The organism is Actinoplanes sp. NPDC049265, from assembly GCF_043197135.1.
In the GTDB taxonomy this organism is placed as follows: Bacteria; Actinomycetota; Actinomycetes; order Mycobacteriales; family Micromonosporaceae; genus Actinoplanes.
On sequence record NZ_JBICSP010000009.1, the window covers coordinates 79,606 to 104,489 of the forward strand.

At 70.1% G+C, this 24,884-nt stretch carries 11 protein-coding genes; 1 reads left to right on the top strand and 10 read right to left on the bottom strand.

Annotated features, from left to right (window positions below):
* Positions 1–63 precede the first annotated feature (63 nt).
* Genes ACGFIO_RS22150 through ACGFIO_RS22170 form a run of 5 tightly spaced genes read right to left on the bottom strand, consistent with a single transcriptional unit; the run spans position 64 to position 5,888 of the window.
* On the bottom strand, positions 64–357 hold the full coding sequence (locus tag ACGFIO_RS22150) for a hypothetical protein (protein WP_392828181.1): 294 nt from the start codon (positions 355–357) through the stop codon (positions 64–66).
* Complete coding sequence (locus tag ACGFIO_RS22155; protein ID WP_392828182.1) at positions 354–4,673, bottom strand: RHS repeat-associated core domain-containing protein; 4,320 nt, start codon at positions 4,671–4,673, stop codon at positions 354–356. The genes ACGFIO_RS22150 and ACGFIO_RS22155 overlap by 4 nt, the downstream gene beginning before the upstream one ends.
* 7 nt (positions 4,674–4,680) lie before the next feature.
* Positions 4,681–4,977, bottom strand: a complete 297-nt coding sequence (locus tag ACGFIO_RS22160; protein ID WP_392828183.1) for a WXG100 family type VII secretion target — start codon at positions 4,975–4,977, stop codon at positions 4,681–4,683.
* A gap of 30 nt (positions 4,978–5,007) precedes the next feature.
* Positions 5,008–5,598 (bottom strand): hypothetical protein, encoded by a 591-nt coding sequence (locus ACGFIO_RS22165; protein WP_392828184.1) that lies wholly within the window; start codon positions 5,596–5,598, stop codon positions 5,008–5,010.
* Positions 5,595–5,888 (bottom strand): hypothetical protein, encoded by a 294-nt coding sequence (locus ACGFIO_RS22170; protein WP_392828185.1) that lies wholly within the window; start codon positions 5,886–5,888, stop codon positions 5,595–5,597. Before ACGFIO_RS22170 ends, ACGFIO_RS22165 begins: the two co-directional genes overlap by 4 nt.
* Before the next feature lie 327 nt (positions 5,889–6,215).
* Here ACGFIO_RS22170 and ACGFIO_RS22175 point away from each other — a divergent pair, with 327 nt between their 5' ends.
* On the top strand, positions 6,216–7,151 hold the full coding sequence (locus tag ACGFIO_RS22175) for a DMT family transporter (protein ID WP_392828186.1): 936 nt from the start codon (positions 6,216–6,218) through the stop codon (positions 7,149–7,151).
* A 268-nt stretch (positions 7,152–7,419) separates the two neighbouring features.
* Here ACGFIO_RS22175 and ACGFIO_RS22180 read toward each other — a convergent pair whose 3' ends face one another.
* The 5 genes from ACGFIO_RS22180 to ACGFIO_RS22200 all read right to left on the bottom strand — a co-directional run bounded on the left by ACGFIO_RS22180 (position 7,420) and on the right by ACGFIO_RS22200 (position 24,822).
* Complete coding sequence (locus tag ACGFIO_RS22180) at positions 7,420–9,741, bottom strand: hypothetical protein (RefSeq protein WP_392828187.1); 2,322 nt, start codon at positions 9,739–9,741, stop codon at positions 7,420–7,422.
* Positions 9,738–12,011, bottom strand: coding sequence for a hypothetical protein (locus ACGFIO_RS22185; protein WP_392828188.1), 2,274 nt, complete (start codon positions 12,009–12,011; stop codon positions 9,738–9,740). The genes ACGFIO_RS22180 and ACGFIO_RS22185 overlap by 4 nt, the downstream gene beginning before the upstream one ends.
* 78 nt (positions 12,012–12,089) lie before the next feature.
* Entirely contained in the window at positions 12,090–14,330 is a 2,241-nt protein-coding gene (locus ACGFIO_RS22190; RefSeq protein ID WP_392828189.1) for a hypothetical protein, read from the bottom strand.
* A 131-nt stretch (positions 14,331–14,461) separates the two neighbouring features.
* Positions 14,462–14,800, bottom strand: a complete 339-nt coding sequence (locus ACGFIO_RS22195) for a hypothetical protein (RefSeq protein ID WP_392828190.1) — start codon at positions 14,798–14,800, stop codon at positions 14,462–14,464.
* A 14-nt stretch (positions 14,801–14,814) separates the two neighbouring features.
* A complete protein-coding gene (locus ACGFIO_RS22200; protein WP_392828191.1) occupies positions 14,815–24,822 on the bottom strand; it encodes a LamG-like jellyroll fold domain-containing protein in 10,008 nt (3,335 codons plus the stop codon).
* Positions 24,823–24,884 lie beyond the last annotated feature (62 nt).

Below are 24,884 nucleotides of genomic sequence, written 5' to 3' on the forward strand. Positions count from 1 at the left end.
ATCGTATGAACCGGTCAGCCGGACAGGTATCGCCCGACCGGTAGCCGTGATCGAGCGACCTGCCTAGGTAGGGTCGCCGATCTGTAGGCCGGTGGCCGCGAAGCGGAGGGTGGGATTGTCCTCGACGTCGATGACGGCGAAACCCTCGCGACCGGGGCCGTCCAGGGCGGGCAGGCGGATCAGGGCCTCGGCCTCCCAGGTGCCGTCGTCCTCCAGCCTGGTCACGCCGGTGGCCTCGATCCGCTGTGTCTTCTCGTTCCACAGCGTCAGCTCGATGGTCAGCGTGTCGAACGTACGCACATAGGACTTCATCGTCGCGTCGCCGGTGGCCAGCACGACGCCGTCGGGAACGCTCATGGGATCAATTCTCCCGGAAGGAATCCACTGCCCGACCCGGGAGTCCAGCCCGGCGGGTGCAGCTTGCGTACGTTGCCGGGGTTGTTCCAGCTCAGCGTCGTGTCGAGGCGGATCGTCACGTGGAAGTGCACGCCGTGATGCCGCGGGTTGAAGCCGGGATCGCCGGGCGACAGGCCGTCCGGGTGACTCTCCATCCGGATCCGCTTGGTCGGGTTGACCTCCCAGGTGACCCGGGGCGTGCCGTCCGGCGTCAGGCCCGTCTTGATCGGATCCTGGCCGAGCAGGCGGCTCATCTCGTCGCTGGTATGCGGGAACGTGAGCTTGCAGGGCGCCAGCCCGTACGGGTCGGACCACGCGGTCGGGTTGCGCACGTAGCCGTACGGGTGGACGCCGCCGGCCAGGCCGATCGGATCGGGGCTCTGGTAGCGGGCCGTTCCGGGGTCGTAGTACCGGTAGAAGTTGTAGTGCAGGCCGCTCTCGTCGTCGCGGTACTGGCCCGGGAACGCCAACGGGCACGCGACCTGGCCCGGCCGCCCGTCCGGAACACCCCACAGCGACTGCCGCGCCCGCCAGGCGACCTCGCCGTCCGCGGTCACCAGTTCGGTCGGCGTACCGACCAGGTCGGTGACGATCGCGTAGAACGCCTCGTCGACCTCGTGCTGGGTGACCGGCCGGAAACCGTCGGGCTCGAAGTCCCACACGGTGGTCCGGCGACCCGCCTCGCCGTCGCCGGTGAAGTCGGTGCGGACCTGCTCGGCCAGCACCGGCCCGTCCCAGACGAAGATGGTCTCCTCGGCCACGGCGCCGTCGGCCAGGCGCTGCTTGGCGACGCGGCGGCCGAGCGGGTCGTAGCGGTAGCGCCACTCCTGCCCGTCGGGCGTACGCACACCGGTCAGCCGGTCATCCGCCGCCCAGGTGTAGTGCCAGGTGCGCGGCTTGGCCGAGTGCACACGCTGCTGCCGCAGTACGACCCGGCCCCGCGCGTCGTACTCGTGCCGGGCGCCGTCCGCCGCCGGGACCAGGGCGCCGGCCGGGTCGTAGGCGTACCGTTCGCTGCGGTCGCCCGCGTCGACCGCGGTGACCCGTCCGCCTGGGTCCAGGGTGAGCCGCCGCGACCCGTCGAGGTGGTCGTCGACCGCGGTCACCAGGTCGTCAGACCGGTAGGTGAACGACCGGTGCTGCACCATCCGCGACCCGCGGGTGGTCAACGACTGCGCCGACAGACGGGCGGCCGCGTCCCAGGTCTGAGCCAGCACCGCGTCACCGAGCCGGCGGCTGACCTCGCGACCGGCGGCGTCGTAGCCGAAGGTCACCTCGCGTCCGGCGGTCCGCAACGTCAGCGTGCTGTTGTCGGCCGCGTACTCCCACTCGCTGACCGTCCCGCCCGGCGTGACCCGCCGGGTACGCCGGCCGAGCAGGTCGTAACGGCTGTGCACGGTCCGCCCGTCGACGGTTTCGGCGAGCACCCGGCCGGCCGCGTCCCGTTCGAACTCGACCCGACCGTCCGGGCCGGCCGCCAGCAGCAGCCGCCCTTCGGCGTCGTAGGCGAACTCGGCCTGATCCTGCCGGACGACCCGGCCGAGCAGGTCACGCTCCAGCTCGACCCGCGTCCCGGGCCCGGTCTCGCGGGCCACCAGCTGGTTCGCCGGGTCGAACAGGTAGCCGGTCCGGCGGCCGTCGAAGTCGGTCTCGGCCACCCGGTTCCCGGCCGCGTCGTAGTCGTAGCGCCACATCCGGCCGAGCGCGTCGGTCACCGCGACCAGCCGCAGCTCGGTGTCGTACGAGAAGGCCAGCCCGGCGCCGCCGTCGACGCGCCGGGCGACCGGAAGGTCGAAGTGGCCGACCTCGGTGCGGGTCAGCCCGCCGAGCGGATCGGTGTGCTCGATCTCGTTGCCCTCGGCGTCGTAGGACCAGCGCTCGGTGCCGCCGGAGGGCCCGGTCCACCAGGCCGGGTTGCCTTCGACGGTCCAGCCGGCCTCGGCGGTGAGCCCGAGCGGGTCGGTGATCCGTACGATGCGGCCGAACGCGTCCCGGCTCCAGCGGGTGGTCGCGCCGCCCGGTTCGGTCATCGCGACCGGCAGGCCGGCCGCGTCGGTCTCGATCAGCCGGGTGCGGCCGAGCGCGTCGGTCACCGCCGTCAGATGGCCGCGCTCGGAGAACCGGCTGAGGGTGGTGGCGCCGGCCGGGTCGGTCACGCCGGTGCGGTTGCCGTTCCGGTCGTACGTCTGGAGCCAGCGCGCCCCGGTCGCGTCGACCACCGTGACCGCCTGGCCCGGGCCGTCGTACTCGGCGGTCAGGACACTGCCGTCCGGCCGCAGCACCTCGACGACGTTGCCGTGCTCGTCGTAGCGGTAGGCGGTGGTACGACCGAGCGCGTCGGTACGCGACAGCAGCCGGTCGTAGCGGTCCCACTCGCTGGTCACCGTGTGGCCGAGCGGATCGACCTCGCGGACGACCTGCGCGGCATCGTTGAGGTGGTAGGTGACGGCGTGGCCGAGCGAGTCGGTGACCACGGTACGGTCGCCGTCCACCCCGTAGTCGAGGTCGCCGTCCAGGCACCCGTCCGAGCCGGAGGTGTGCACGCAGCGGCCGTGCGCGTCGTAGGTGTAGCGGTAGGACGTACCGATGCGGTCGTGCCAGGCGACGATCCGGCCGTCCAGGTCGTACTCGAAGCGCAACGGCCGCCCCGAGGAGTTGTACACCTCGGTGAGCCGGCCGGTCCCGTCGTAGCCGAAGCGGACGACCGTCACGCCGGCGTCGGGCAGGTGCAGCGCGGTGATCCGGCCGGCCGCGGTCTCGACCAGCACGGTCTGGCCGCCGATGTGCCGGAGCTCGGCCGGTGCCCCGTCGCGCCAGGCGACGTCGACGCGGTTGCCGTTGCGGTCCCCGAATCCCACCAGGTTGAGTGTGGTGGCGATCGGGCCGGCCGCGGCGAAGTGCAGGGTGTGGCCGGTGGCCGGGTCGGTGACGACGAACTCGTCACCCGCACGGCTCAGCGGCCGGCGTGGCCCCTCCTCGGGGAGCACCGGTCCGTCGCCCGGATCGGGGTAGACCAGAATCGAGCCGTCGGCCGCGGCGAACAGGATGCCGCGCGGGTCGAGTTCGAGGCGCTGGTCGAGGGTGGACATCCAGGATCCGCCGAACCAGCCGCCGGAACGGTAGTCGGAGAGGTGCACCCGCTCCAGGGTCAACGGCAGCACCCCGGGCAGCGTGAGGTCGGTCTGCGCGAGCACCATCGCGCCGGTGGCCACGTCGATCGGGTCGCGGCACAGCACCTTCCGGGCCAGCGGGATGGCGTTCTTCCGTACGCTGACCACGGCCTCGCGCAGCGACTTGGCGCCGACGCGGATCGCGCCCTTGACCAGTTTGCCCGCCGGCACTACGGCCTTGGTCGTGCCACGGAGCTTGGCGACGAGTTTGGCCACCTTGCCCGCGGGCAGGATGCCGATCCCCTCGTTGAGGACGTCGAAGAGACTGGCCCGGCCGCGGACGAAGTCGACCAGGGTGTTGGCGAACACGAACACGCTGAGCGCCAGCGCGATCGCGACCAGCACGGCGGCGAACGGGCCGGTGGCGATCAGGGCGACCACGGTGAGCACCGTCGCCGCGAGCGAGCAGAAGTCGACGAAGTCGTCCCAGGTGACGTGCTCGGTGACCGTGTGCCAGGCCTTCTGAAGCCAGCTGCGGTTCTTGATACCGCTGTCGTCGAGGGCGTCGTGGATGCGCTTGACGCACTGGTTCTCGGCCTCGCCGCGCATCCGGGCCGCGTCCTGGGCCAGGCGGCGGGCCCGGTCCCGGTCGTCCTGGGCGAAGCGGGCGCGCTGGACCGCGTACCGGATCTGCTGGCGCAGGCCCTCGTCCAGGCCGACCGTCGCGGCGTCGATGGTGTGCTGGTTGAGCGACAGGCCGGAGGCGACGGCATACTGCCGGTCCGGCGGCAGCAGGGCCCGGACCTCGCGTACGGCGCCCTGGTAGGAGGCGTACGCGTCGGTGCCCTTGCGCAGCGCCCCGGACGCGCGCGTCTTGATGTCCTCGAGCGAGCCGGCGAAGGCCGACAGCGCCTCGCCCGCGCCGCGGTAGGCCCGGCCGAGTTTGATGAGCTCATCCGGCAGCTCGCCGAGGACCTGCCGGAACTTGGGCGCGAAGTCGCCCTCCATCCGCAGGTCGCCGCGGCCGGCCGCGATCGCGCGCAGCCGGGACGTGTTGCTCTCGGCCAGTTCGGCCTCGCGCAGCAGCCGGTTGGCCAGGTCACGCGTGCCGGCCGAGTCGCCCGGGACGGGATCGGCGGGCAGGTCGAGGACGTGCCAGTCGCTCATGCCCGGCTCAGTTGCCCGCGGCGTTGCCGAGCTGCGAGTCGAGGTTCTGGTGCTGGCTGACCGCGGCCCGCAGGAACTGCGTCATGCCGTCGAGGCCGCCGATGACGTTGCGCGCCCCGGTCGTCCACTGCTCGTAGGACTGCTGGAACCGGCCCGACGCCTGGTCGGTGACGAACCCGGTTGCGACCAGGTTGTCGATCATGGTCTTGAGCTGGTTGAGCTTGTCCTCCACGTCGCGCTGGGCGGCGGAGAGCCGGGTCGCGCTGTTCTGCAGCTCGGTGTAGTCGATGTGGACGTTCGCCATGATGACAACCTCTCGTGGTTACGGGTTCGGTCAGGCCCAGGTGAGCGTGCCGCTGATCGCGTCGAACAGGTCGAGCAACGGTTCCGCGAGGACGGTCTGCGGGCTGGTGAGTACGACGTTCAGGATCACCGGGCGGCCCGGCACCGGGATCAGGGTCTGCATGACGACGGCCTGGCTGCGTTCGCCCGCGCTGTCCACGCCGTACGTCCGGACCGCCGTGCCGGCCGGGATCTCGACCACCTCGACCTGCCGCCACAACGGTGAGCCCGCGCTCGGCGCCGTCGCCGTGATCTGCGCGGCGATGGCCTCGGGCCGGTCCAGATCGGGGTCGCCGGTCCCGTCGGTCTGCAGCACCACCAGGGCCGCGGCGAGCTGGTCGCCGTCGTCGGTCAGGTCCCCGGACACCGCGCAGTACCGCGCGCCGCGGCGTTCCGCCTCCTCGGCGGCCTCCCGCATCAGCCGGAGCAGGGGCTTGCGGTGCTGCGCCAGCTCCGGGGCCTGGGCGATCCGGGCGTCGAGCATCCGAGCCAGGTCGCCGGTCCGGGTGGCCCGCCAGATGTCGAACTCGAACCACGACTCGGGCACACGCAGCGCGAACCCGGTCGTGCCGGCGGCAGTCACCGGGCGCCCTCCTCGAACGCGGCGGCCAACGACCGATCGACCTCGAGCGTGCCCTCCGACAATTGCCCGAGAAGACCCGCGGCGCGCTCGATCAAATTGCCCATCCGGGTACGCGACTCCGTCGAATCGGAAAAGAACTCGTGCATCGCCGTCGCGATCTTCTCCGAGCCGGCGACCAGCACATCGCTCGCCGAAGACAACGGTGGCGAGGACAGCTCGGTGCGGATCTCGCCCAGCTCACGGGCTATCTGCCCGGCCAACCAGGGATCGACGCTGAACGTGTTCGCCATGCTCTCGCTCTCAATGTCACGGACGTCCACCGGCGCCGTGAACCATTCCTATCGACGCACCGATGCGCACACAACCAACCGTCCGTACCACCCGCCCGTGCCGAAAAGGGACAGGCCTCGGACGATCGGAACGCGACGCCGCCTGGCCCGCCAGAATCATCAACGCGCCGTCCAGAATTCGGTTACGGCCGCGCGCCCGGCACCCGAATCAGGCGGCTCGGCGGGGTACGGGACGACTTGCCCGGGTACCGCGGCTCGGCGATAGACTGCGACGGCTGGTCGTCCACGCCGCGCCGGCGCCTTTCCGCGTGACAGGAAGGACGGCCCGTGTCCCGGCGGCCCGCCGTCCTCCTCCGCAGGACTCTCGCCGGCTCCCGGCTGGGCCTGCAGTCCGTCCTGCTGACCGCGCTGCTGGCCACGACCTGGCTGATCGTCGGGACGTCGCTGAAGACGGCGGACGCGGCCACCGTGTCGGCCGGGCGAACCGGGTTCACCGTGATCGGTCTGGCCGCGCTCGCGTGGGTGCCCGCGTTGCGATCCGGTGCCCCTGAGACTGTGCGCCAGACCAGTCCCCCGCTGACCCGGACGACACTGCTCGGCCTGACCGGTGTGACCGCCTACACCGTGCTCTCCACCGTCGCGATCGCCCTCGCCGGTCCGGCGCTGCCCAGCCTGGTCGTGTCCCTGACGCCCGCCGTGGTTCTGATCGCCGACTGCCTCCTGCGGCGAGCCCGTCCGTCAGGGCGCGCGCTGCTCGGCACCGGGGTCGCTGTCGCCGGCGCCGTCCTCTACGTCCTGCCCCGGCTGACCTCGACCGCGGGCCACAACATGCTCCTCGGCGCGGTCGCGGCATCGGGCGCGATGGTGTCGATGGCCTTCTACGGCCTCTATTTCGCCACCGTCAACCGCGGCTATCGCGGGCCCATGGCTCCCCGGATCCTGCCGATCTTCACCGTCGGTGCGATCCCGCTGGTCATCTGGGCGGCCACCGACCCGGCTGTCGGTGACGTTCGGTGGTCAACGGTGGCGCTGCTCGCCGTGCTCGGGACCGTCATCTACGTGCCGGCGTACCTTCTGCAGCACAAGATCCTGGTCTCCGCCGGAGCGTCCTACGCGGCGCTGCTCGGCCTGGCCGTCGCGCCGGTGGTCGGCATCAGCTCGGCCATCCTGCGCCTCGCCGACCCGCCGGCACCGGTGCAGCTGGCCGCGACCGCGGTCACCCTGACCGGCATGCTTGTCGCGCTCGCCCGCCCATCCCACTAACCGGCCTGCTTCCCGCCCTCGGCCATCCCACCGACGGGCCTGCCTCTCGCGCCCGCCCATCCCACCGACGGGCCTGCCTCTCGCGCCCGCCCATCCCACCGACCCGGCCGCTCTTGGGCGCAACCACGCACGCAGGTGGAGCGGAGCGACCCTCGGCGTGAGCGACGGTCAGCACCACCCACCCCGCTACGACCAGTCCTTGAATCTGATCTTGATTGTGGGTCGGCTGGGCCCCGGCTCGCGGAACCGGGTGCCCAGCCGCGAACCACTAGCTCGCCGGCGGGGCCGGGAGGGTGTGGCCCGTGAAGGTGGCCGCCGACGCCTTCTTCAGCGCACCACCCGGAATCTCGCGGGTGTAGAGACGGGTGGTGTCGTTGATGTTGCGGAAGAGGATCACCCACGTCTGGCCGGAGCCGTTGCGGAGCGGGACGATCGTCGGGTCGGTCGCGACCTGGTCGGACGCGTCGGGGCTGACGCGGGACCAGTCGCCCCACGTGTTCGAGCCGGCGGCGGTCTCGAACACCCGGTACAGCTCGTTGTCGGTGCCCCGGACGACCACCGCGGTCCGGCCGAGCACCGGGTCGAGGATGGCCGCGGGCGCGCCGGCCGCGGCCACCGTGCCGATGGACTCCCAGCCGGTCGGCCAGGCACCGGCGCTGTCCTGCGCCTTGGTCTGGATCGAGCCGTCGGCCGCCCGGACGAAGACCCGCAGGCGCGAGCCGGGGTAGGCCACCACGGCCGGCCGGTCGGTCACGCCGTTGCCGCCCAGGTTGACCCAGGCGCCCATCGCGCCGTCGTTGGCGTAGAGCACCGTACGCACCGCACCCGCGGAATCCCGGGCGAACAGCTGCTGGCCCTGCGCGACCGGCACCGCGGTAACCGGGCCGACCAGGTCCTGGTCACCGAGGTTGCGCCAGTACGAAGAGGTGCCGGTGACGACCCGGTGGTGCCACAGGGCACCGTCGGCGTCGACACCGAAGCCGACCACGACACCGGTGGACAGCGTCACCAGCGTGGGCGGCGAGGCCAGCGAACCGCCCAGGGTGCCGAACGCGTTGTAGGTGGCCGTACCGACCCCGGTCTGGCTGGCCGCCCAGTAGGCGCCGGCGGTGCTCTGTACGGTGACCTGAGCCCGGCCGTCGGTGTAGGCGGCCAGGGCCGGCGGTCCGGTGTACGGGTCCTCCGAGGCCGGCGCCGCGCTCCACTGCACGGAACCGAAGTCGTCCGGACTCGTCTGGTGGCCCAGCCGGGTCACGCCGATGTTGTCGACGTACGCGTACTCGATCGTCCCCAGCGCCGTACCGACGGCCGGCGGCTGAACCGCGGCGATCGGCGAGAACCGCGCGATCGGCAGCGGCGTGACCGGCTCGGCGAACCAGCCCTCCATGTCCAGGATCAGCCGGACCGAGCCGGTCGACACGTTCTTCACCCGGATCTTGCCGTCGGTGCCGGGCTTGATGATGGCGAAACCGGCTCGGGTCCGGTCCGCGTTCCACGTCGCCGTCGAGCTGGTGGGCTCGGTGATGCCGACGCCCCACGCCTTGAAGTAGCCGTTCTCGGTGTTGCTCTGCGCGGTGAAGTTGAGCGCGACGCCGGCGATGCCCTTGACCGGCAGGCCGAACACGCCACCGACCGGCAGGTCGACCGTCGCGTTGGCGGCCAGCGTGGTGTCGGTGACCCGCTTGAGCAGCGGACGGAACCCGGCGCCGGTGTTGTTGGTCGGCGTCGCGTAGCCGAGCAGGCGGACCAGCAGGTTGACGGCGCCGGTGCCACGGTTGATCAGGTTGGCCCGTCCGTCGGCGGCGACCCGGATCCAGACGCCGTGCGAGGTGGTGCCGTTCTCGTTGGCCAGGACCGGATGCTCGCCGCTGCCACCGCTGGGCACGGTGCCGATCCAGCCGTCGGCCGTCGCGCCGGAGACCTGCAGGTCGACGAAGACCGCCGGTACGCCGGCCGGGACGACGCCGCCGAGCAGGTTGACCGTGCGACTGCCGCCGGCCGGGACGGTCCCGTCCGGGGTGCCGATGCCGCTGGCCGTGCTGACCACCGTCGGGTTGGCGGGTACGGGCACGAAACCGCCGGGCCCACTGGCCGCGGTGATCGAGGTGAAGTAGCCCATCACGTCGACGATGACGTCGATGTTCCCGGCGTTGTTGTAGAGGCTCAGCTTGCCGTTGGACCCGACCTCGACGACCGCCGCGTTGGACAGGTTGTCGCCGGCCGCGACGTTGACCTGCTGGCCGCCCGGCCGCGAGGTCAGGTCACCCTTGTAGAGCTGCAGGTAGGTGACGGCCGTGGGCGCCTTCGTGGTGATGTTGACGAAGACCGCCTTGACGTTGGTCGTGGGTACGCCGGCCGTGCCCAGGACCTGGAACTGTGTGGTGCTGGCGGGACCGCGGACCCCCTTGGTGGTGCCGGTCCCGTTCACGGTGTTGAGCACACGCGCGTAGTTGGTGAGCGGGACGTAGTCGCCGCCCTTGCCGGACGCGTCCGCCAGAGCGGGCGATGCGGCCGGCAGCGCCATCGCGGCCCCGGCCGTCAGGGCCAGCGCCAGCAACGCGTGGCGGAGATTCCACCGACGCCTCGTCATTTGTGCACTCCTTCGTTGGTTGGCTGGGCGGCGAAGGCCGCCGTCGTCACCTGACGGGTGTAGACGCGGGTCGCGTCGCCGGCCGTACGGAACACGATGGCCCAGGTCGAGCCGGCGCTCGTGGTGATCGGGGCGACGGTCGGGTCGGTGGCCGCCAGATCGGTTCCGGTCGGGTCGAGCGGCGTCCACGCGCCCCACTCGCCGGAGGCCGCGGCGGTCTCGAGCACCCGGTAGATCTGGTTGTCGGTGCCACGGACCACGACCGCGGCGCCGCCGGTGACCGGGTCGACGATGGCCGCCGGTGCGCCGGCCGCGGTGAACGAGCCGATCGTCTGCCAGGCCGCCGGCCACGTGCCGTCGGTGTTGGCCAGCTTGGTCTGGACGGTGCCGTCACCGGCCCGCACGAACACCCGCGGGCGGCCACCCGGGTAGATCACCGCGGCCGGCTTGTCCTCGGCACCGGCCGCGCCGACAGTGGTCCAGGCGCCGATCGTGCCGTCGTCGTTGTAGCGGACCGTACGGACGGCGCCGGACCAGTCCCGGGCGAACAACTGCTGGCCACCGGAGACCGGCACCGCCGTCACCGAGCCGGCCAGGTCCTGGTCGCCCAGGTTGCGCCAGTACGAGGTGGTGCCGGTGACCAACCGGAGGTGCCACAGGGCGCCGTTGTCGTCGACGCCGAAGCTGACGTTGACACCGTTGGACAGGCTGACCGGCGTCGGAGCGAAGTCCATCGTGCCGCCGCCGTTGCCCCACGGGTTGTAGGTGGCCGCCCCGACCGCGGTCTGGCTGGCCACCCAGTAGTTGCCCAGCACGTTGGGTACGGTCACCTGGATGCGGCCGTCCGGGTACGCGTTGACCCCGGGCTGCCCCGCGTAGGGCTCCTCGGTGGCCGGCGCCACGCTCCAGTCCACCGCGCTGAAGTTGTCCGGGTCGGCCTGGTGGCCGAGGTTGAGCCGGCCGTCGTTGTCGACGTACGCGTACTCGATCGTGCCCGGCGCACCACTCGGGTTGGCCGGCTGGATGAGCGAGGTCGGCGAGTACTGGGCGATCGGCAGCTTCGGCAGCGACTCGGCGTACCAGCCCTGCAGGTCGACGATCAGCCGCACCGTACCCGTGGAAACGCTCTTGACCCTGATCTTGCCGTCGGTGCCGGGGCGGATGACGGCCAGGCCGGCCCGGGACTTGCCGGCGTTCCAGGTCGCCGTCGAGCTGCCCGGCTCGGTGTTGCCGACGCCCCAGGACTTGAAGTAGCCGTTCTGGGCCGGGCTGTTGGCCTCGAAATTGAGCGCCAGCCCGGCGATGCCGCGGGTGGGCAGGCCGTTGGTGCCGCCGACCGGGACGTCGACCGTGCCGTTGGCGGCCAGCGTGGTGTCGATCAGCCGCTTGACCAGCGGACGGAAGCCGGCGCCGGTGACGCTGAGGTTGGTGTGGTAGCCGAGCAGCCGGATCAGCACGTTGATCGTGCCGGCGCTGTGGTTGACCAGGTTGATCCGGCCGTCCGCGGCCAGCCGGATCAGCGTGCCGGACGAGGTTGTGCCGGTGTCGAAGGCCAGGTTGGCGGTCTCGCCGCTGCCGCCGGTGGGTGTGGTGCCGACCCAGCCCTCGGCGGTGGCCCCGCCGACCTGCAGGTCGGCGAAGATCGCGGGCGAACCGGCCGGGACGATGCCGCCGAGCAGGTTGACCGTACGGCTGGCGTTGGCCGCGATGCCCGCCACGTTGAGCACGGTGGGGTTGGCGATGACGGGTACGAAGCCGCCCGGCCCGCTCGTGCCCCGGGTCAGTGTGTAGTAGCCGAGCACATCGACCAGGACGTCGATGTTGCCGGCGTTGTTGTACAGGTTCAGCTTGCCGTTCGAGCCCACCTCGACGATCGCCGAGTTGGAGAGGTTGTCGGCGGCGGCCACGTTGAGGGTGGCGATGCCCGGACGCGACGTCAGGTCACCCTTGTAGAGGGTCAGGAACGTGGCGGCGGTCGGCGCCTTCGTGGTCACGTTGACCATGACCGCGCGGACGTTGCCGGTGGGCACGCCGGCCACCCCGAGCACCTGGAACTGGGTGGTGCTGGCCGGACCCCGGACCCCTTTGGTCGTGCCGACCCCGGTGAGGGTGTTCAGCACCCGGCCCATGCCGCTCGCGAGCGCGACGTAGTCGCCGCCCTTGCCCGCGTCGTCGGCCAGAGCGGGCCGTGTGCCCGGTAAGGCCATCGTGGCGCCGGCCGTGACGGCCAGTGCCAGCAGCGCGTGGCGGACTCTCCACCGACGCCTCATGATTCGTTCCTCCCCGTGGAAATGGCATGGGTGCGGGGGAACAGGCCGTTGGCCTGCTCCCCCGGTACAGCGGTTGCGTCAGCGCCCAGCCGGCGGCTTGGGCAACGAGTACCCGGTGAAGGCCGGTGTCGCGGCCGTCCTCGCCTTGGCCAGGGCGACCTGGTCCTGGCGGTAGTAGACCCGGGTGGTGTCGTTCGGGTTGCGGAAGGCGATCAGGAACGTCTGACCGGAGCCCTTCCGGATCGGGGCGATGGTCGGGTCGCTGGCCGCCGGGTCGGAGTTCCCGTCCGTGCTGATCAGCTTCCACTGGCCCCAGGTGCCTGAGCCGGCGGCGGTCTCGAACACCGTGTAGACCTCGTTGTCGGCACCGCGAACGACCACGGCGGTCCGGCCCAGGACCGGGTCGAGGATCGCGGCGGGCGCGCCGGCGGCGATCTGGGAACCGACCTGCGCCCAGTCCTCCGGCCAGGTGCCGTCGATGTTCTGGATCTTCGTCTGGACGCTGCCGTCACCGGCCCGGGCGAAGACCCGCAGGCGCGGGCCGGGGTAGGCCACCACGGCGGGCCGGTCGGTCACACCGTTGCCGCCCAGGTTGACCCAGGCGCCCATGGTGCCGTCGTTGGCGTAGAGCACCGTACGCACCGCACCCGAGGTGTCCCGGGCGAACAGCTGCTGGCCCTGCGCGACCGGCACCGCGGTGACCGGCCCGACGAGATCCTGGTCGCCCAGGTTGCGCCAGTACGAGGTGGTGCCGGTGACGATCCGGTGGTGCCACAGGGCGCCGTCCGAGTCGACCGCCAGGTTGATCGTGGTGCCGGTGGCCAGGGTGATCTGGGTCGGCGGCGAGGCCATCGTGCCGCCCAGGTTGCCCCAGGCGTTGTAGGTCGCGGCACCGACCGCGGTCTGGCTCGCGGCCCAGTAGTCACCGGACGTCCGCTGCACAGTCACCTGTGTCCGGCCGTCGGTGTAGGTGCTGATGCCCGGCTGCCCGGTGTACGAGCCGTCGGTCGCCGCCGGGCTCCACTGAACCGTGATCTGGTCGGGGTCGGCCTGGTGGCCGAGGCGCGGGACGCCGATGTTGTCGACGTACGCGTACTCCAGCGACCCGAGCGACGAACCGGCGGCCGCGCCGCCCTGCGCCACCGAGACCGGCGTGAACTGCGCGATCGGCAGCGGGGCGATCGGGTCGGCGAACCACGCCTGCAGGTCGACAGTCAGCCGGACCGTACCGGTGGAGACGCTCTTGACCCTGATCTTGCCGTCGGTTCCGGGCTTGATGATGGCCATGCCACCACGCTGCTTGTCCGCCGGCCAGGTCGAGACCGAGCTGCCCGGTTCGGTGTTGCCGACGCCCCACGCCTTGAAGTAGCCCGACTCGGTCGGGCTGTTGGCGGTGAAGAACAGGGCGGCTCCGGCGATGTTCTTGGTCGGCAGCCCGTTGGTGCCGCCAACCGCCACGTCCACCGACCCGTTGGCCGGCAGCGTCGTGTCGATCAGCCGCCGGGCCAGCGGCCGGGCGCCCGCCCCGGTGCTGTTCGAGCTGGTGAAGTAGCCGAGCAGCCGGACCAGCACGTTGACCGTTCCGGTGCTGTGATTGTTGACCGTCACCGAGCCGTCGCTGCCGACCCGGACCACCGCCCCCGAGGACGTGGTGCCCGGCTGGAACTCGAGGCTGCTCGTCTGCACGGTGCCGCCACCCGGAACGGTGCCGATCCAACCCGCCTTCTGCGCGGCGCCGGCCTGCAGGTCGACGAAGACCGCGGGCGACCCGGCCGGAACCACGCCGCCGCCCATGTTGACGACCTTGCTGCCGTTGGCCGCGATGCCGGTCACGTTGACCACGGTCGGGTTGCCGACGACGGGTACGAACCCACCCGGCCCGGTGGCCGTCTTGACCGTGGTGAAGTAGCCCATCACGTCGACGAAGATGTCGGTGTTCCCGGCATTGTTGAAGACGCTCAGCTGGCCGGAGGACCCGACCTCGACGATGGCCGTGGCGGAGATCTGCTCACCGGTGGTGACGTTGAGCGATCCGACGATGGGCCGCGCTGCCGCGTCCTTGTTCCAGATCGTCAGGAACGTGTTGGCCGTCGGCCCCTGGGCGGCGATGTCGACCAGGACGGCCCTGACGTTGGTCGTGGGCACGCTGCCCACGCCGGTCACCTGGAACGAGGTGGTGGTCCCCGGTCCCTTGGGCCCCTTGGGCGCCCCAACGCCGCTGGCGGTGTTCAGCACCCGCGTGTCCGAGGTCAGCGGCACATAGTCGCCGCCAACCCCGGCCGCGTCGGCCATCGCGGCCGGAGCCATCGGCAGCGCCACGGCCGCCCCAGCTCCTACCACTAACGCCAGTAACGCGTGGCGGATCCCCCGCCACGGCCGACGTCGTCTCATGTCTTCCTCCCCGTATTATTCGCCTATGTCGTATGCCGCAGCCGTAAGTCGGCTCGACATCACACCCGATGAGCGGTGTAGGACTGAATGTCGTCCAAAGCGTTCACCGCTCTCGAGCGCAGATCTGCGTCATTCTTCAATTCCTGCAATTTCGCGATAACCAGCGGTGTCGTGGCGCGATGAATTCGAGCCAGATGACCGAGGCAGATGACGGCGAGGGCCCTTACCTGGGGGTCGTGTGCGTTGTCCACCAGGTCGAGCAGGAAGGCCTCCATCCAGGCACGATCGGGTTCATCGAAGGTCAGTGCGAGGAGGGCGCCCGTCGCCTCCGTGGTGTCGTCCCCACGCACGATCGCAGCCGTACGTTCACGCCAATCATCGGGGGCTTCCTCAGACACGACGGGCTCCTCCACTATCTCTGCCGGCCCTTCTTGTCGACCAGTTTGGCCTTCTTCAGAGCTTCTTTCATGTTGTCCTTGAGCTCGTCCCAAGGTCGGACGTGGCCGTGCCAGATGTTGTTGTATCCGTCCTCCTGCGCACCACAACCGCACGCCCTCTGCTCGGTTCGGTCCAGAATAACGATCTCTCCATTGGAGACGCCGATCCGTCGCGGAGCCTGTCCAGGAGCCTCGGGGGTCCACTCGATCGAGTTCTCGAACGCTGCCTGGCCGTCGGTCGGCTCGGCACCGCTGACTCCGCGGCTGGTCTGGCGCTGCTCCCGGCCGTGCTTCGTCCGGCCCTGGTTGTCGTAGATGTCTTCGCCACAGTTGTGGACCAGAACCGGAGTGTTGCCGGCCTCCACGTAATACGTATGCAGTTCGTCGACGGTGAGGTTGTAGACCGTGGTGTTCTCGGTCCACGCCCGAGTGCTGTGGACGGTCGCCTGACGATGATCGGCCGTCTCGAACCGGTATCCGGGACGAAGGTTCTTCGGGAACACCCACGTCTGGAGATCGGTGACCCAGAACGGGTGTTCGTCGGTGGCGACGATCCGCTGCAGGCCCGTGTCGGTGTCGACAGTGATCTCGACGAGGTGCTTCTCGCCGGTTCCCACGATCACGTCGGTGACGACCCGGTCCTCGGTACGGCCCGTCGTCGGGTCGGTGGCCACTACCGTGTCCCCGACCATGACCAGACTGATCCGCTTCGTCGAACCGTCGGCCATGAGTACGCCGGTTGCGCCGTCGAAGCTGTTCGGGGTGCGGCAACTACCACCCTCGGATCGCCTGCCACCACCGGATCGGCCGAAGCCGCCGGTGGCCGCGCCGATGCCGGTGCTCATGGCCACGCCGACGAGGTCCACCTTGCCGGTGGTCGCGTACTGCGTGATGCTGTCGCTGACGCCGCCCTCGATGGCGCCGCCCAGGGCCCTTCCGCCGGCCGAGCCGGCAAAGCCGCCCATCTTGCCGAGCACCGCACCGGCGAGCTTGCCGCCGATCGCGCCGGCTCCGGCTCCGACCAGTCCTTGCAGACCGCCGATCGCGGCCGACTTGAAGGCGTCGCCGAAGCTGTGGATGTTGCCCTGGGCGGCGTCCTTGCCCAGGTTGATCAGAGCGGCCGCGCCGACCGCGCAGGCGACCGCGCCCACGCCCAGCGTGATCGCGCCACAGGCCACACCGGCCGCGATACCGCCGATGATGGCCAGGCCCTCAATGATCGCGTCCTGATGTTCCTGGACGAACTGGCCGACCGCGTCGGCCGCTTTGGAGACGGTCGCCACCACAGCGCCGACCGACTCGACCGCTTTGTTGTAGAGGTTCGTGGCGAACTTCGACGGGTCGGTGACCGCCTGCACGGTCATCGACACCAGGGCCGGTGCGATCTTGGCCGCGCTCTGGATGACCTTGCCGGCCATCTTGATCAGTGGCTTGGCCGCCGCCATGATCGCCGGGATCGGCGTGTACTTGATCGCCGCCTTGACCGCGGCCCTCGCCTTGGCGGTGACTGCTTTGCGTACTTCGTTCAGGTGTTTCGCGGCCGCTCGGGCCTGCTGTTTGGCCCAGTCCTTGAAGTTGCCGCTCTTGAGAGCGTGATAGCCCTCGCGGACCTTGTTGACCACCCGGTCCAGACCACTGGCGTGGTAGAAGGCGACCGCGGTGTGCTTGATCGCCGAGCCGACCGCCTTGATCCCGCTCCACACCGTGCGCCCGAAGCTGACAGCCGAGTTGTACACCGTCGAGGCGACGCTGCTCGCGAAGTTCACGGTGGCGGTCTTGACCGTGTTCCATCCGGACGAGATCGAGCTGCCGATCTTCTTCCAGTTCGGCCAGTGACCGTCCGGGTCGTTGTAGTCCAGCGGAGCTCCGGCGCCGTACGCGTACCGGTTGGCCAGGATCGAGTCACCGCTTGAGTAGTCGACGGTGTCACGTGAGTCGAAGGTGCCCGTGCCCGGGTCGTACCACCGGGCACCCATGTCGATCTGCTTGGTGTCCGGGTCGGTCCAGTCGCCCTGGAAGCCGAGGTTTCCGGTGTCGCCGTCGGTGGCGAGCACCTTGCCCCACGGGTCGTAGGCGGTAGACGACGCCGGCTTGGTCGCCGACGTCTGAGTCGGGTCGAGTACTGCCACGATGTCGCCGTGCACGTCCGCGATCGTCAACCGCGCCTGCTGCCCCTGCCCGACGGCCAGCAGCTCGCCGCCCAGACCACGGGCGAACGTCTCCGCACCGTCGGACACCGGGTCGTCACTGCCGCCGCCATAGGTCCAGCGAATACCGTTGCGGGCGGCGACCCGGTCCGAACCGTCGTAGGTGTAGTTCGTCCCGATGCCGGTGACCATCCGGTCGAAGGCGTCGAACGCGTACTGCTCGGTGAGCCCCGAGCTGGTGCGCGACTTGAGAGTTCCGCGTGCGGTGTAGGCGTAGGTGTAGTCGCCGTCCGAGAGCAGACGGTTCCGCTCGTCGTAGGTAGCTGTCTTCGATCCGGCCTTGACCCGGTTGCCCGAGTCGTCCCACTCGTAGGCGACCGTGCCGGCCGCACTGGTCCATGAGGTGAGCCGCCCGGCCTTGTCGTAGCCGTACGTGTTCTGTCCAGAACCAGCCGTGCCGGTCGTGTTCTTGCTGGTGACCTGACCGTTGAGGTCGAAGCCGTAGGCGATCGACGACACCGTCTGTCCGGCCGAATTCTTGATCGTGTCGCTGGAGATCCGGCCATAGTCGTCGTAGCCGTACGTCCGGGCGGACAGTGCGCCGTACGCGATGCTGGTCAGCATGCCGGCGCTGTCATAGCCGAGCTTCTCGGTGACTCCCGTGAGCCCGTCCTTGACCGTGTCCAGCCGGCCTCGGTCGTAAGCGAAGACCGCCGTGCCCGCGGCGTCGGTGCGGCTGGTCTGGTTGCCGTCCGCGTCGAAGGCAAACGAGGCATTGCCTGACGGCCCGGAGGCGCCGAGCAGGTTGCCGCGGTCGTTGTAGCTGTAGGTATCGGTGCCACCGGGTGCGCTGACCGAGGTGAGCCGTCCGACGGTGTCGTAGCCGAGCGTCCGGGCGGTGGTGGCCGCCTCCGCCCCGGCGCCGGTCTCGCTGGTCATGTTGCCGGCTGCGTCGTATCCCCGGGTCCGGATCACTCCGGCCGGCGCGTACAGTCGCACGGCCTGCATGCTCTTGTCGTACGCGACCGACCACGTGCGGTCGGTCGTGGCCGGCTGCGCTGTGGTGGCCGGGTCGATCGTCGACTCGTTCAGTCCAAGGCTGTTGACGGTGTAGATGGTCGAGTTGCCGCGGCCGTCGGTGTACCGGGTGCGGTTGCCGGCGGCGTCGTATCCCCACGACGTGGTGATCGACTTGGTGTCGGTGACCGGCTCGGTCTGGCTGACCAGCTGATTCGCCGCGTCCCAGGTGTAGGTGGTCTTGGTCTGGTAGGGGTCGGTCGACTGGACCAGGTTGCCGGTCGGGTCGTAGTCGTACGTCGTCGTGCGAAGGGTGTCACCGGCGGCGTTCAGGTTCGAGTCGCTGATCCGGTTGCCGAACAGGTCGTACCCGACCCGCGTCGTACGGCCCTTGCCGTCGGTGGCCCGCACCTGCCGGCCGCTGTAGTCGTACCCGAACTGGGTGACGACTCCCTGCGGCGAGGTGGTCTTGATGACCTGGCCTTGACCGTCGAAGGCGTTCTGGGTGGTGGCGCCGCTCGGCGACTTGGTCGCCACCACGTTGCCGGCGTCGTCGTAGGTGATCCGCGTGGTGAAGTTGTCGGTCGCCGGGTATCGCTCGACCTGGGTACTGGTGACGGTCCGGTCCAGGTCGTCGTACGTCGTCTCGACCCTTGCTCCGGTCGGACCGACTACAGCCAGGGGCTTGCCGGTACGGCTGTACGTCATCCGGGTGATCGCCCGGTCGTCGTTGGTCCGCCCGGGCTCGTCCTTGACCGTCAACCGGTTGAGCTGGTCATAGTTGAACCGCGTGGACGTGCCATCGGGGTCGATCGTCTCGATCGCGTTGCCGGCCGGGTCGTAGCGGGTCTCGGTGACCGGGATGACCGCCTCGCTGGCCCCGGGCGCCGTGTAGCTCGGGGCGATTCCCTTCACCGGCCGGCCGTTCAGGTCGAACTCGGCCCGGGAGATGTTGCCCAGCGGGTCCTGCGTGGCGACCTGCTCACCGAAGGCGTTGAAGCCCACCTTCGACACCGACCGCACCGTCGTGGCGGGCTGGCCGTTGCTTTCCGCCTTCGCCGGGGCATCGGTGGTGACCGTGGGCCGGCCCAGCTCGTCGTTGGTGACGTCCGTCGTGTAAGCCGCCGGGTCCGCGCCAGTCACGTTGCCGCGCGGGTCGGTCGACGAGACGAGCAGGCCACGCTTGTCGTACTTGTTGGTGGTGACCTGGGTCTTGCCGCCGCTGCCGGTGACCGTCTCCTTGGTCATCTTGTTGCCGTCGTCGTAGACGTAGGCGACCTGCTGCGTCTCGGCCGCCACCAGCCAGGGCAGGTTGGACGGCTTGCCGGACTGGGTCGTCAGGGTCACGTTGCCGTTCAGGTCGAACTTGAACGTGCTGACCCGCTCGACGTTGGTGCCGGGCATGGACGTCGTCTTGACGACCTTGCCGGCCGCGTCGACCTCGTTGGCGACCGACTGCTGGCCGTTGTTCAGGGTCTTCTTGATGGCGTTGCCGGCGCCGTCGTACTCGTTCTCCTCGACGATGAAGTCGCGGGTGGTGCCGTCGGGGTTGTGGAAGTTCTTCAGGATCGTGCGGTAGGGCAGGTCGTCCTTGTAGTACTGGTATTCCAGGCGCCGGCCCATGGCGTCGGTGACGCTGGCCTGGCGGCCGGCGAAGTCGTAGGAGTATTTCTGCAGGACCAGGTAGTCGCCGGTGCCGGTGGCGGGAGCGCCCTCGGGGTCGCTGTGCCAGTCGCGCAGGCGGACCTCGGCGATCTTGTTCTGGGCGGTGTAGGCGTAGTCGACGCGGTTGCCGTTGGCGTCCTGTTCGGACACCTTGTTGCCGAAGCGGTCGTAGGCGGCGGTGGTCTCGTTGCCGAGCGGGTCGACCTGGCGGATCGGGCGGTTGTACTCGTCGAACTCGGTCAGCGCGGTCCGCGGCTGGTCGCCACCCAGCAGGTCGGAGACCGTGGTGCTGGTGACGTTGCCGTCGGCGTCGTAGACGTTGGCGGTCTGGGTCTGGTGCTTCACCCCGGTGACCGCGTCCGTCGTCGCCGGGCCGACGCCGGTGAGCATCCGGCCCTGCGCGTCGTACGAGTAGGCCGTGGTGACGCCGTTCGGGAAGGTGTCCGAGGTCTGTTTCTCGGAGACCTTCCGGCCGAGCGTGTCGTACGTGTACTCGGTGATCAGGCCCATCGGGTCGGTGACCCGGGCCAGGTCACCGTTCTGGTAGTACGCGTACTGGGTGGTCTTGTCCCGGGCGTCGGTGGTGGTGGCCAGCAGACCGGACGGCGGGTTGCCGCCGCCCACCGCCGGCTCGCCGCCGTTGGTGTAGGTGTGCTTGGCGTAGCTGCCGTCGGGGTTGTTCTGCTGCAGCAGGTTTCCGGTGACCGGCGCGTAGGTGTAGCTCGTGTCGTAGTTGGCGTCGGTGGCCGACGCGGACCGCGAGTCGCGGGTCTCCACGGCCAGGTCGCGCCGCGGGTCGAACTCGTCGGTGATGGTCGTCGAGTAGGTGGTGTACGAGGTGAAGCACAGCGACTGCGTACGGCAGGTCTTGCGGGTGACGACGTTGCCCCGCTTGTCGTACGTCATCTCGACGCTGTCACCGTTCTCGTTGGTGACCTTGTTCTGGAAGCCTTGCGCGTTGTAGCTGAAGCTGCGGATGGCCATGCCGTCGAGATCGTGCCGGACGAAGATCGGGCCGCCCGAGTCGTCGGGAATGATCGTGCAGAAGCCGGGGTCCTGCGGGTCGGGCTGGGAGCACTGCTCGACCGGCGGGTCGGACGGCGGCGTGCTGGGCCGGGGCAGGTCCTCGGGCCGGGTCTCCAGGCCGAGCGGGGTGCCCGAGCGCAGCATTTGGCCGGTGATGGCGTCGTACTCGTAGAGGTACGGGCGGTCGGCCGGGTCGTTGACCTGGATGCTGCGGCGCAGGTCGTCGTCGTCACCGTAGACGGCCGGCTTACCGACGTCCCAGGTGCCGCCGTTGCCGTCGGTGTACTCCTTGACCCGGTCGGTGTCGGTGTCGTAGACGATCTGCGACGCGATCTTGTTGCTGGGCAGGGTCACCCGGCTCAGCTGCTGCGCGGCCGGCGACGACATGGCCTTGTGCGCCTTGACCGTGGCCTCACCGAGCGGATGGTTGTAGATCGCCACCTCGTCGATGACGCCCTGGAAACTGCGCTGGTTCGCGGTGCCCCAGTTTTTCCAGGAGGCGGGCGTGGTGACCGTGGCGGCACCGATCTGGTTCTCGGAGAGCAGGTTGGCGTCGACGCTGACGTTGGTCCGCTCGCCGACCTTGTTGCCGTCCAGCCACAGGGTCTGTGTGCCGCCGAGCAGGGTCAGCACGGCGTGGTGCCAGACGTTGTTGTTGACCGTCGCCGACGACGTGATCGGGTCGATCGCGCCCACCGCGAACTGGCCGCGGAGCAGGCCGTCGGTGCCGGTGTAGAGGATCGGCACACCGTTGGTGGGTGTGGTGCCGAGCGCCTTGTCCTGGTAGCCGATCAGCGGGCCACCGGTCTGGGTCAGGCCGATCTTGAACCAGACCTCGACGGCGGCGTCCCGGCTCTTCTTCAGCGTGCCCTTGGGCAGGGTGATCGACGAGTTGGTGCCGTTGAACGAGGCCGCCTTGTTGTCGGTGCCGGCCAGCGCACCGTCGGCCCCGAGGGTCACGTTCTGGTAGGTGCCGGCGTCCTTGCCCAGGTTGACCGCGACGTCGCTGGCCGCGCCGACGTTGCTGACCGCGCCGGTGGACGACGCGCTGTCGTTCAGGCGCCAGTACGACTCGGGCTTGGCGTCCTGCACGGCCGTGCGGTAGTGCGAGCCGGGGCTGTAGTCGTAGGTGGTGCACTTGGAGTCGGGCGTGCAGACGGTCTTGAGCTGGTCACCGTCGTACGTGTATTTCCATACCAGCGCCGCGCCGTTGATCACGTCGGTGGTGACCTGGGTGACGTGGTTGCCGGTCCAGGTGAACTTCAGCGCCCGGCCGGCGGTGTTGGTCTGGCTGTTGGAGACCTGGGCCTTGGCCAGCTTCCCGGTGTTCGTGTCGTTGGTGAAGACGATCGAGCTGCCGGAATTGTTGGTGATCTTGCTCAGCTTGCCGCTGCCCAGGCTGAACGTGTAGGTGGTGCCGCTCTTGTCGAGCAGAACCCAGCTGGTGCTGTTGGTGGTGAGCTTGGCGACGCGGCCGGACGGCGGGACGAACGTGCCGTCCGGGTTCTTGCCGAACCGGACCGCCTGGCCGTCCTGATAGGTGATGACGACGTTGCCGGAACCGTCGGTGTCCGGCACGACCTTCATGTCGTACCGCGACGACCAGCCCGCGCCGAACGCGCCGTCGGTCCGCGGGTCCGTACTGTTGTAGGTGCGCGCGACGTTCAGGTCGACGCCGGCCGTGGCGACCACGGCGTCGACCGCGGCGGTGCTCAGGTTGCCGGTGTTGGCGTCGAACTCACGGCCCTTCTCCGCGTACGGAGCGCCGGCCACCTTGGAGATCACGTCCGGTTGCGGGACCGAGGAGAACATCGTCGAGTACGGCGCCACCGTCTCGTTGTTGTTGTCCTTGACCGTCGTACGCCACTGGTAGCTCTTGCCCCAGACCAGCCGGCCGGCCGGAACCGTCCATGCCTGCTTGGTCTGGTAGCCGGAGTTGGTGCAGGACACCGGCTTGCCGTCGGCGTCGACGTCACAGACCTCGAACTTGAACTGCAGGGTCTGCCCGGGCGGCGCGTCGGTGTCGACGGCCCGGGCCCAGAGCAACGGCTGCAGGGTCTGGGCCTGGTAGCCGTTGGGCGGGTAGAGCTCGGCGATGACCGCCGGGATGTCGATGATGCGCAGCACGATGCGGGCCGGCGGCACCTGGTAGTCGGTGAACACCGCGCCGCCGGTGCGGACCATGGTGAAGTCGAGGAAGTACGTGCCCGGCGGCAGGTGCTTGACGGTCGCGTCCAGCGTGACCTTGCCGTTGCGGGCGACGTTGCCGGGCAGTGTGGCCGCGCGCTGCTGCCCCACCGCGGCGCCGGTCTGCGCGTTGTAGGCGCGGTAGGCCAGGTAGTAGGTGCTCGGCGTCCAGCCTTCGGCGCTGGTGTTGGTGACCGTGACCTTGACCTTGCCGTCCTGGACCTGGGTGACATCGGGGACCGGGACGGGGTTGGGGATCTCGTACTTGGCGTTGTACGGGCTGTGCGTCACGTACAGCGTCGGCTTGTTGGCCGTGCTCGTGCCGCCGAACTTCTTCCAGTTCTTGCTGTCCGAGGTGTTGGCCCGCAGCGAGAGCCCGTTGTTGGCCCCGCCGTTGGCCCAGCCCTGGATCAGTTTGCGACCGCCGTCGCCGAGGTCGATGAACTCGGCCGCCGCCGGGCACGGCGACGAGCTGGCACCGAACGGGATGTACCCGTGCGCGAACGACGCCGAGCCGAGGGAGCCGCCGACGTTGGGGCCGGGGTAGCTGTAGTTGCCGTCGGCCGACCAGGACTGGGTGACGCCGTGCACGGCGATCGGCCGGGACCGGCAGGAGCCGGCGTCGAAGTTGATCAGGCTGAGGCCGGCGCCGAGGATCGTGTGGTTGGCCAGCTTGGTGCTGACCGCGTCGAACTTGATGTACGAGGCCGCGTTCTGACCGTCGTTGCCGACCAGCAGCTCGGTGCCGCCGCCGACGGTGGAGCTGCCGCGCACGTACATGGCGCCGTTGCCGGCACCGGGCTCGACCGGCGGGCCGACAGTCGGGTCGAGCAGGACCGGGAAGACCCGCTCGGGCGCGGCCAGCCACTTCGCGTCGGCGGTGATCCGCAGCGTCCGGCCGCCGTCGCGCAGCGCGTAGCTCACGTTGTCGGAGCGGGCCGGCTGATCGGCCGAGTCTTCCATGGAACCGGCCGGAACCACGGCCCGGACCTGGCCGGCCGCGTCGACCAGCTCGATCTGGCGGCCGGCGAGGCGTGCGGTCAGCCCGGTCAGGCGCAGCGGGAAGTCGTACACGCGCGGCGCGCCGGCCGAGCGCAGGACGATTGTCTCTTTGCTGCCACCGGGCTCGGCCCGCAGCTTCAGGTCCACATCGGGGAGTACGCCGGGGTAGCTGATCGACTCGCCGTCGGCGCGCCCGGTCGCGGCGGCCGCACCGGCCAGCCCGTACGCGAAGACGTGCCCGGCGTCCAGGGTGAGCTTGACCAGCTCGGGGTGGTCGGCCCGGGGCGCCAGGCGGACGTCCACCGCGTCGGCGGTGTTCTTCCAGCCGGCGCCGTCCGCGGCCAGGTCACTGTCGATCGGCGCCCAGCTGCCGTCGGGCCGCCGGTAGTTGATCGGCGTGCCGGAGAACTCGGTGGTCTGGGTGCCGTCGGCGTTGTCGTAGATCCGCTCGGTGGCGTTGCGCGGCGCCTGCACCCGGCTGGTCCGGCGGTCGAAGCCGGCCTTGCGGCCGGCCGGACCGGTGGTGACCGAGGCCTTGTTGGCCGGTGCCTTCGGCGCGGCCTGGCCCTTGAACAGGGGGTAGCGGCCACGCTCGGAGGCCGGGATGGTGTGGTTGCCGTTCTTGCCGGTGACGCTGGCGCCGCCGGCGGCTGTCCCCCAGCGCTGCGACGGCTTGGCCTGCGCCTTGTGCGCGGCGGCCTGGAGCCGGTCGCGCACGGCGGCCGGTGTCGGCGCGATGCCGGAGCCGCCCAGGTTGAGCGCCAGGATGAAGGCCAGCGCGGCGGCGATCGCCAGCCGTGTGCTGTGCCGCCAGAGCGCCTTACGCGGCTGCCGCCAATAGGTCTGCGGACCGTGCGGCCGAGCCGCGGAAAGACGAGAAGTGAGCCGTTTTGCCGCGCGCCTGAAAAAGGCAGACGCGTGCCATCGCCCGACCAGCATTTAGTCCGCCCCCGTGGTGAACTGGTTCGAAAGTCGCCGATGAGACAATGACAGTCGGGCCG

Bases quoted from the DNA above. Each gene is read 5' to 3' on its own strand.
- ACGFIO_RS22150 (WP_392828181.1), bottom strand. From the start codon at position 357: ATGAGCGTTCCCGACGGCGTCGTGCTGGCCACCGGCGACGCGACGATG.
- ACGFIO_RS22155 (WP_392828182.1), bottom strand. From the start codon at position 4,673: ATGAGCGACTGGCACGTCCTCGACCTGCCCGCCGATCCCGTCCCGGGC.
- ACGFIO_RS22160 (WP_392828183.1), bottom strand. From the start codon at position 4,977: ATGGCGAACGTCCACATCGACTACACCGAGCTGCAGAACAGCGCGACC.
- ACGFIO_RS22170 (WP_392828185.1), bottom strand. From the start codon at position 5,888: ATGGCGAACACGTTCAGCGTCGATCCCTGGTTGGCCGGGCAGATAGCC.
- ACGFIO_RS22180 (WP_392828187.1), bottom strand. From the start codon at position 9,741: ATGACGAGGCGTCGGTGGAATCTCCGCCACGCGTTGCTGGCGCTGGCC.
- ACGFIO_RS22185 (WP_392828188.1), bottom strand. From the start codon at position 12,011: ATGAGGCGTCGGTGGAGAGTCCGCCACGCGCTGCTGGCACTGGCCGTC.
- ACGFIO_RS22200 (WP_392828191.1), bottom strand. From the start codon at position 24,822: ATGCTGGTCGGGCGATGGCACGCGTCTGCCTTTTTCAGGCGCGCGGCA.